This is a genomic window from Flavobacterium sp. AK-301 (assembly GCF_058310215.1).
In genome coordinates, this window is the sequence record NZ_JBZEES010000005.1 from 164177 (window position 1) to 172087 (window position 7911).

Sequence of the window (7911 nt, forward strand, 5' to 3'; positions counted from 1 at the left end):
CTGAATTACTTCTTAATAATATGGATCACTTTCTTTTTGCCGTCTTGATAGTGTAGTTGTACGTGATAGGTACCTATAGGCACGGTATTAAACGGAATGGTTAATGTTGTTTTCGCTGATAGATTCGTAAAGGAACGAATGATCTGTCCTCTTGTGGTAAATACATCTATGGTATGAATAACGGCATCTGGGGTATTCTCCCAGTTCATATACAATTCTTCTCTTGTGGGATTAGGATAGTATGAAATTACAGCTGATTCCTTTTCTGTAAAATCAGGAATGGCGTTTGCACCTGCAATGGAATCTTCGATTTCTTCTAATTCTTCAAAATCAGACAACATTCTGCAATTAATACAAATCAGTTCTCGTTTGATCTGATTTCCGGCAACATCATAACTGAATGATAATTTCTTCTGAGCAAAGCTCAGTACTGAAAATAAAAAACAGCTGACAAATAGTAGTATTCTTTTCATATAGTAATCGATTTTAATATCATTTTATTTTTTATAAACAAATGTTTTTTAAATAAAAACAATCAAATTATAAAGTATAGTACAAATATAATCTTGTTTATTTTAGCTAAATGATGTAAAAAACCCCATTCAAACAATAAAATTTATGTATTAAATTTATTGTTAGATATAATATACCGATACAGAATATATGTTATGTTATTAAATTCAGAATATCTTTAATAATATTAATATCTCTACCGGAAGGATGGTTAATCTCTTTCCATCTATCATATCCGATTACACCAATCTGAGTAATACTTTGGCTGATTCTGTTGATCGAATCTTTTTTTAAAAAGATTGCCTGTTGAAATTTCTCCATACTCTTATAGGTTCTGGTTTGCTTGATTACTGTTTTCATAATTTTTAGTTTTGGTTAATATTTAGTTGTTGGTAGTTGGTTGTTAGACTTGAAATAAATAACTGATTGTACAAATCTGTTGATTTTATTCTATGTAATTTCAATCCTTAAATCTCTAATTGAATACTGTAACTGAATCTAGTATTCAGTTCTGACAAATACATATTGTTCAGATATTCTTCATCATGATAGGGGACGTAAATTGTCTTTAATTGAGAACTGTATCTGTAGGCTTTTTTAATCTTTTGATGAAGACCATATCTTCTGCGATTGAGTTGTTTTGAATATTTCATGATCCGGTTTTTTAAAATGGTAGTTCATTATTTTCTTCTTTGGGATCAGAAGATTCGATCTGTGGTAATTCCTCTATTTCTAAATGAAATAGTCCGTTTGTACCTCTGAAATACCTGCCTGTAATATCCTGATCTAAATGTTCAAGGTCCAAAAACCGCATATATTTCAGGTCACAGCCCACCCGGCAAAATCCAACTTTCCCATTACGGTATTTAGCAACTTCTATTTCTGCCTGATTATGAGTGGAACCTCTTTCTTCATCATCCCACTGATCGATTTTATAATATTCCGGACGATAGATAAACAATACTACATCTGCATCCTGCTCGATACTACCGCTATCCCTAAGATCGGAAAGTAGCGGTCTTTTGGAACCACCTCTTTGTTCTACATTTCGAGACAATTGGCTTAAAGCGATTACCGGAAGATTCAAATCTTTGGCTGTGCTTTTCAAAGTTTGGGAGATTTCAGAGATTTCATTTTCCCTGTTTTGCATTTTTTTGTTTTTAATCTTCATCAGTTGCAAATAATCTACGACCCCTATCTGAACTCCTTTTTCTCTTTTCAGTTTCGTTAGTTTAATTTTAAAATCAAAAGGGGATATACTGGCAGTATCATCAATATAAATAGGCATTTCAGAAAGCAGATCAGCACATCTTTTTACATAAAGCAATTCGGAAGGGCTTAAACTGTGATTGTAAATTTTAGTGATCTCTATGCCGGATAGCATACTTAAAAAACGACAGATAATTTGTGGTTCGCTCATTTCCAAGCTGAAGAAAGCAACCGGAATACCTCTTAATCCACATTCGAGGATTTCGTTTAATACAAGAGCTGTTTTACCCATACTGGGACGTCCTGCTAATATTATCAAATCTGAGTTTTGATAGCCATTTAATTTTTTATCTAATCGGGTAAGTGATGAGGGTATTCCGGTTATAGCTCTTGAATTACTGAAATAACTTTGTACGTTTTCTTTGAAATTAGAAACTTTACCAACAGCAACCAGATTGGAGATTTCACCATACTCTTTATAAATCTTTTCCAAAAGTTCGAAACTATCAAAATCATCGTTATAGGCAGTATCAATTACATCGCTTGAAATTCGTATTGTTTTTCGCTGAATGTATTTTTGCAGTAAGATTCTGGAATGATATTCCAAATGCGCTGATGATGCTATTTTTTGCGTTAACGAGATCAGATAATGGTCTCCACCGATTAAATCCAATCTGGATTTTTTCTTTAACTCTGTTGATACAGTCAGAAGATCAACAGGCTGATTATTTTGAAACAGTCCAATGATTGCTTCAAAAATATACTGATGCACTTCGGCATAAAAAACATCTGCCGTTATGATCTCTATGACTTGATAAATTCCTTTACGGTCTGCTAACATAGCACCGATAACCGCTTCTTCAAGATCAAGTGCCTGTGGGGGTAGTTTTGCCTGTTTCATAATTAAAAACGGTCTCTTTTTGATGATACATTTTTATTCTGCTCTAAGGGTTTTGTTGTTATGCTTGAATATTTTTCAAGCTTAGCGGATCTGGTAATAAACTCAAGCGTTAAATATTTATAATTGGTTTCCCTATGATATTCATCGTTGTAACAATTTTTGATCGCATTTGCTATATCTTCTTTCGTGAAACCTTCTTTGAGTCTTGCCTGTATATTGTTTTTAACAACCGGAGTAATTACCCTCGTTTTTTTGTTTGTGGTTGTATTAAAATAATCAAGCAATTTGACGAAGTCAATTTTGGGTATAGTATTCTTTTCACTTTCTCTTTCTCTTTCTAAAGGTGGGTTTTTATCGGTTTCTTTTTTGGGTTGTTTGGGTTTTTCAGGTTCTTTTTTTGGTCTGCCTCCAAGTTTACCATTCTCCCTGTTTGCAAGGGTTTTTCGCAATCTTTTGTTAACTGAAATATGCGTAAACCCAAATTCGTTTACAATGAATTTAGAGGTTACTAAATTCCAGTCATTTTCATCGATTACAATTCTTATTCGGTTCTCAAACTGGGTTTTTTGGGTTTTCATATAACCATCATTAGCATACATAATAAATAATGCTTCGAGGTATATATACCTCTGAATAGGAGTAAGCTCAAAATAAGTATTCGAGGTCCACCAGTCTTTTGGATAAAACGTAAAGCCTAATTTATCAGACATATTTTCGTTTATTTTTGAATCGAAATTGTATTATTTCAGGAACATTCTTTAATTCTTCTTAATGTTATTTTTTCTTTATTGATGAGCCATTTTCTGGCTAAAAGCACACGGGATTTTATCGCTTTTATATCTTCAGGTTCTAAGCTTACTTTATATCTTTTTACTCTTAAATGTGCCGGAATATCAAAATCTAATACTGTATTTTCAAATTGGTAATTAGGATACTCTTTTTTAAAAGCATGTATGTCGAAGATCATATTTTTTTCTAATTGTTGAACTGCCAATATCCATCTCTGTTCGCTTTCATCCGGCATCCCCAGAGAATAGTATAATGAGAGTCTGGCGCTTTGAATTTGCTGTATCGGGTTATTAACCAGACAATAGTCCAGTTCCCCTCTTTTTCTTTTGTTTAACCAACAATACCCCTTAATCTGCCATTCATACAAAGAAGTTAGTTTCGCCTTATCGAAAGATTCCATATCAAAATTGCACTTTGTATCTTTCAAGATACCCTCTCGATTATCGGGAGTTCCTTCGATATAAATATTAGTCAGACGTTCTGTGTTTTTTATATAAAACTGGTTATCCAGTTCGGACAATAAAGCCAATGCATCTTCTTCACATAAATTTCCTTTATCTAAATATTTATTGGTTAGAATTCTTTGTCTTTTCCAGAATAGGAGCCGAAATACGTCTTCCAGATAACTGATTGCACCTTCCGGTAATTCATCCGGCTTATCTCTTTTAGCGATTAAACCTGTTAATTCCGTATCTTTCAAAGAAGTCCACTGTACTTTATTACCATTTTTATTTACTCCTTTTTCTTTTTCGTGCTGAAGTGTTTCAATTTTTTCTAATTGTTTAGCGGTAATATTTTCTAAATTGGTCATTAAATTACCGAGCGCGCTACAACGGCATTTCCATTTTTTAAAGAGTAAACTTTCCATATTGTGTTATTTTTTACCGGATTGTTCTAGTTCCTTTTTCTTGGTGTCAAACAGAATGATTAATTCAAAATCATTGTTAGTAATGGCAGTTTTGCATTTATTTAAATCGGTTAGTGTTGTAGATTTTTCAATATGTTCTACAATTCTACTGTACTCTTTGTTTTCAGCAACAACTTTTGGATTGGTTACCGGAACAATGATTTCATGGATATTCTCCTGCGCATCGCCATCAGGAATATCAGTATCACAGATATAGTTATACAACCACGCCCGGGCTTTTCTGGTTGCTTTGCCTATAATAACATCAGAGGTGGCGTAAGCGTTCGATTTAATGGGGAAACTGATCGTTTGTGACTGAAGATTTTCATTAAACTGCCAATCAACTTTTACTTCACAAGTAGCCGATTTCTGATCTACTGAAAGAGTAGGGGGTTTAAAGATCAGATTGTATTTCAATCTATTGATCTTTTTTAATAAGGAACCGAAACCTTCCTTTGTCGGATACATACTTCCGCCGATAATATTAAATTCATTCCCGGTAGATTGCAAACCTAGCAGAACAGCTTCAATCAGGCATTCTTTAACGATTTCCATCGGATAGCCCGAACCTTTTCCTTTTGTCTGAGGATCAATATCTTTATCCGTTCTAAAGCCCAATTTACTACCCTGTAAGGCCATGATAGGAGCCATGTATTCGGGCGTTAAAAGTTCTCTTATTACTGATATTGCTCTCGCCATAATAAACGCTTTTTCAAAACCTGATATTTTGTTATTCAAAACACTTATGATCTGGTCATTCAGTTCCTGAGATACCAAAAACTGTTCAGGAGTGATATTCATTAATTGTTTAGACATAATTATTACTTTTAGATTAGTCGTCTTCTTTTCGATTCACGTAGTTCGTTAGGTTAGTTTGTGTAATACACCATGATTTGCCTGTCTTAGTAGCTTTTAACAGTTTATATTTGATGTGTCTTAGAACGGTCTCAGATCGTTGTCCGGTTATTTTCGCTACTTCTTTAACCTTATAAGTTACTTCAAACTGGTCTTTAATTTTTTTAGTAACTTCCTGTTCAAAAACTTCATTATTAAGTTTAAATACTTCCTGTGCAATATCTTTTATATTACCGTCTGTGAGAGTGATTTTTACTTCTATAGCCATGTTAATACAATTTATAATTGGGTTTTGTATTCTAACTTTTTAATATTCTCAGTAAAATAATTTTAAAAATAATTTTACCTTTTTTACGTAAAACAGACAAAGCTTCATCATAGGTATTGGATTGGATTTCGACAATATCAAAATCTTTTTCAAAACTTCCATAACTATACCAATACTTATGACAAAGCATTTCACTATCAGAGATATTTTTTAGATTGTAAAATCCTGTTTTTTTCATTCGTGATATAATTTGAAAAGCTGTTTAGAAAATCTTCTTTTCTTTCTAAAGAATCTTTTAAACAGTATTTAGAATCTTTCAATGAATCAGAATCTAATGGGTGAAATTTTTCTATAAATAAAATTTCGTTTTCTTTGTTTTCAATGATTCGATTTATACTCCTCACTTCTTGCAAGGCAGTCATGATTTCTGTTAAACTCATAGACATTTCTTTTAAGCAATTATTTTTAAACGATTTTTTTGGAAATCAATCTCTTTTTTCAAATCTAATATATCTGAATAGCGATAATATTTAGTACGCCCTGATGTTTCTATAACAGCAGATTCTAGCTGTTTAAAATACTTGTCATAAAAAGTCTGTTTGCTAATGCCAAATAATTTGCAAATACCTTTAATGCTCATAACTTCTTCTGGTTCAATAGTTGTTGTCTTCATAAGAAAATTATTAATTAGTTAATCTATATTAAAAAAGAAAAATCTTGTTTTTTTATCAGAAATTTATTTTGAATTATATTTAAAATTGTACGATTACTTTACTGTATGTTTACTATATCAACACTATATAGCCATTATTTATATATTATATTTAAACATTTAACAAAATACAAATGTATTTATAAAATTTCGAAAATAAAATATAAATAATTTTTAGGCAGAAGTTGCACTATATTTAATAGGTTAATTTTTTCTACTTTTTATATAAAAAAGCATAAATTAGAAGACATAAATAACACATGTTTAGTTATACTTAAAGCTAATGTGTTTGTTTTGCTATTTATTAAAAATTAAAAAACACCAATAAAAAAGAAATTTCTTTTTTATTGGTGTTTTTTTCTGTAAAATAAAATGGAATAACATTCAAAAATTGCAAATCGACTTACAGATATGATTCAATTTCTAAATATAAAACCTGCACAGTTTGGAACAGATTTAGATTATAGTGCGGAAGATATGATCCCTTTAATAAGATCGGGAGACATTCTTCTTTTCAAGAAAACCTCAGATTATAATACTATTTTTTTTTGTAATATGCATTTAATCGTCATAGATGAAGAAAGAGGCGAACTCCTGATGACTAAGCATTATCATAAAGGTATAACATGATGTTTAAAAAAAACCGGGAAACCCTAAACCATTTCCCGGTTCATGCCCCCTTTTAGATACACAGACACTATGGGGTTAATTTCTTTTTTAAAATTAGCCGGGAAATGACTAATTCAAAATATTTCCCGGCTTATAAAACCCTTTTAGAAGAACAGACTATGGGGTTTATTTCTTTTTTAAAATTAGCCGGGAAATCCCCTACTTATTTCCCGGCTTATAAAACCCTTATCCGAACGAATAGATAGAAAGGGTTTTTAATCGGTAATGTTCATTTAAATGACTTCGTTAGAATTACCGAATGTTTTTTTTCTCAATCCATAGAAAGCAATAAGTTTATTAATAGCCTCTTCCATCTTAGCATTAACACGTACTCCATTAACAATATTCCTAATACTTTGTTTAGAATAAGGATTTCCTTTTTTATTATAAATTTTATTCTCCTTAAAGTATTGCTCAATGGCTGTAGAGTAATGGTATCCTAAAGCATTCTTTATCTCTTTCTTCTTCTTTGCTGTTATCATAATTATTTTTATTTAAATAGAGAGAATCAGTTCTTTGATAGCAGATTTCATCTTTTCATTAATTCCTTTTCCGCTTACTAAATTCTTAATACTTTGTTTGGAATAAGAATTTCCTTTTTTATTATAAATTTTATTCTCCTTAAGGTATTGCTGAATAACTGTACAGTAATGGTATCCTAAAGCATTCTTTATCTCTTTCTTTTCTTCCGCTGTTATCATATATAATTTGTTTTAAAATTAGCTGAGAGATTACCTATCTCTCAGTAAAAAGACAAGGCTTTACCTTACTTTCTACAGAACTCACGTTAAAATAGTAAAATAGGAGCTAGGGGAGGGACTATGAGTTAGTTCCCTCTTTTGTTATAAAAAATCCATATAAAAACAAAGACTCTAACTTTCTTAGTAATTTTGTTTCTCTTAAAGTTTATAGGTTGTCAGTCTAAAAGCAGTCGAAGCACTTGTAAAAGTGTAAATCGTATTACTATAATATATTGTAAATCTTTCTTTCTTTACATATAATCCTTTGGGGTCCATTAGAGCGTTATCTAATTCTTTAAAAAGAGCATAATCCGAATCATTACCATACCAAAGACCTGATGTCAAAAC

Annotated in this window: 14 protein-coding genes and 1 pseudogene; 2 read left to right on the forward strand and 13 right to left on the reverse strand. The window is 31.4% G+C overall.

The features are described from left to right. Nucleotides 1-5: 5 nt before the first annotated feature. The 10 genes from AC4FQX_RS09825 to AC4FQX_RS09870 form a co-directional block, all read right to left on the reverse strand. Nucleotides 6-473 (reverse strand): T9SS type A sorting domain-containing protein, encoded by a 468-nt coding sequence (locus tag AC4FQX_RS09825; protein ID WP_491167516.1) that lies wholly within the window; start codon nucleotides 471-473, stop codon nucleotides 6-8. Nucleotides 474-666: 193 nt separating this feature from the next. Next, nucleotides 667-873 (reverse strand): hypothetical protein, encoded by a 207-nt coding sequence (locus tag AC4FQX_RS09830; RefSeq protein WP_491167517.1) that lies wholly within the window; start codon nucleotides 871-873, stop codon nucleotides 667-669. A 107-nt stretch (nucleotides 874-980) separates the two neighbouring features. Continuing rightward, a complete protein-coding gene (locus AC4FQX_RS09835; protein WP_491167518.1) occupies nucleotides 981-1166 on the reverse strand; it encodes a hypothetical protein in 186 nt (61 codons plus the stop codon). 11 nt (nucleotides 1167-1177) lie between these two features. Beyond that, nucleotides 1178-2623, reverse strand: a complete 1446-nt coding sequence (gene dnaB, locus AC4FQX_RS09840; protein WP_491167519.1) for a replicative DNA helicase — start codon at nucleotides 2621-2623, stop codon at nucleotides 1178-1180. A 2-nt stretch (nucleotides 2624-2625) separates the two neighbouring features. Next, nucleotides 2626-3333: a hypothetical protein gene (locus tag AC4FQX_RS09845; RefSeq protein WP_491167520.1), complete on the reverse strand. Its 708-nt coding sequence runs from the start codon at nucleotides 3331-3333 to the stop codon at nucleotides 2626-2628. Nucleotides 3334-3368: 35 nt separating this feature from the next. Continuing rightward, complete coding sequence (locus AC4FQX_RS09850) at nucleotides 3369-4280, reverse strand: hypothetical protein (protein WP_491167521.1); 912 nt, start codon at nucleotides 4278-4280, stop codon at nucleotides 3369-3371. Between the two features lie 6 nt (nucleotides 4281-4286). Beyond that, on the reverse strand, nucleotides 4287-5135 hold the full coding sequence (locus tag AC4FQX_RS09855) for a hypothetical protein (RefSeq protein ID WP_491167522.1): 849 nt from the start codon (nucleotides 5133-5135) through the stop codon (nucleotides 4287-4289). Nucleotides 5136-5151: 16 nt separating this feature from the next. Beyond that, nucleotides 5152-5442 (reverse strand): hypothetical protein, encoded by a 291-nt coding sequence (locus AC4FQX_RS09860; protein WP_491167523.1) that lies wholly within the window; start codon nucleotides 5440-5442, stop codon nucleotides 5152-5154. 31 nt (nucleotides 5443-5473) lie between these two features. Beyond that, nucleotides 5474-5680 carry a hypothetical protein gene (locus tag AC4FQX_RS09865; RefSeq protein WP_491167524.1) on the reverse strand — a complete coding sequence of 69 codons (207 nt, stop codon included), beginning with the start codon at nucleotides 5678-5680 and terminating at the stop codon, nucleotides 5474-5476. A gap of 213 nt (nucleotides 5681-5893) precedes the next feature. Beyond that, nucleotides 5894-6115: a hypothetical protein gene (locus AC4FQX_RS09870; RefSeq protein WP_491167525.1), complete on the reverse strand. Its 222-nt coding sequence runs from the start codon at nucleotides 6113-6115 to the stop codon at nucleotides 5894-5896. Nucleotides 6116-6565: 450 nt separating this feature from the next. On the opposite strand from AC4FQX_RS09870, the gene AC4FQX_RS09875 reads away from it, so the two are divergent. Together AC4FQX_RS09875 and AC4FQX_RS09880 are read left to right on the forward strand one after the other, a co-directional pair. Further along, nucleotides 6566-6784: a hypothetical protein gene (locus AC4FQX_RS09875; protein ID WP_491167526.1), complete on the forward strand. Its 219-nt coding sequence runs from the start codon at nucleotides 6566-6568 to the stop codon at nucleotides 6782-6784. Between the two features lie 104 nt (nucleotides 6785-6888). Next, entirely contained in the window at nucleotides 6889-7029 is a 141-nt protein-coding gene (locus AC4FQX_RS09880; RefSeq protein ID WP_491167527.1) for a hypothetical protein, read from the forward strand. Between the two features lie 27 nt (nucleotides 7030-7056). On the opposite strand, the gene AC4FQX_RS09885 is transcribed toward AC4FQX_RS09880, so the two are convergent. The 3 genes and pseudogenes from AC4FQX_RS09885 to AC4FQX_RS09895 form a co-directional block, all read right to left on the reverse strand. After that, on the reverse strand, nucleotides 7057-7305 hold the full coding sequence (locus AC4FQX_RS09885) for a hypothetical protein (RefSeq protein WP_491167528.1): 249 nt from the start codon (nucleotides 7303-7305) through the stop codon (nucleotides 7057-7059). Nucleotides 7306-7317: 12 nt separating this feature from the next. Then, the gene (locus AC4FQX_RS09890) at nucleotides 7318-7524 is read right to left on the reverse strand and encodes a hypothetical protein (RefSeq protein WP_491167529.1); all 207 of its coding nucleotides are present in this window, start codon (nucleotides 7522-7524) and stop codon (nucleotides 7318-7320) included. A gap of 198 nt (nucleotides 7525-7722) precedes the next feature. Further along, nucleotides 7723-7911 (reverse strand): annotated as a pseudogene (locus AC4FQX_RS09895) (DUF4302 domain-containing protein); the annotation flags it as partial.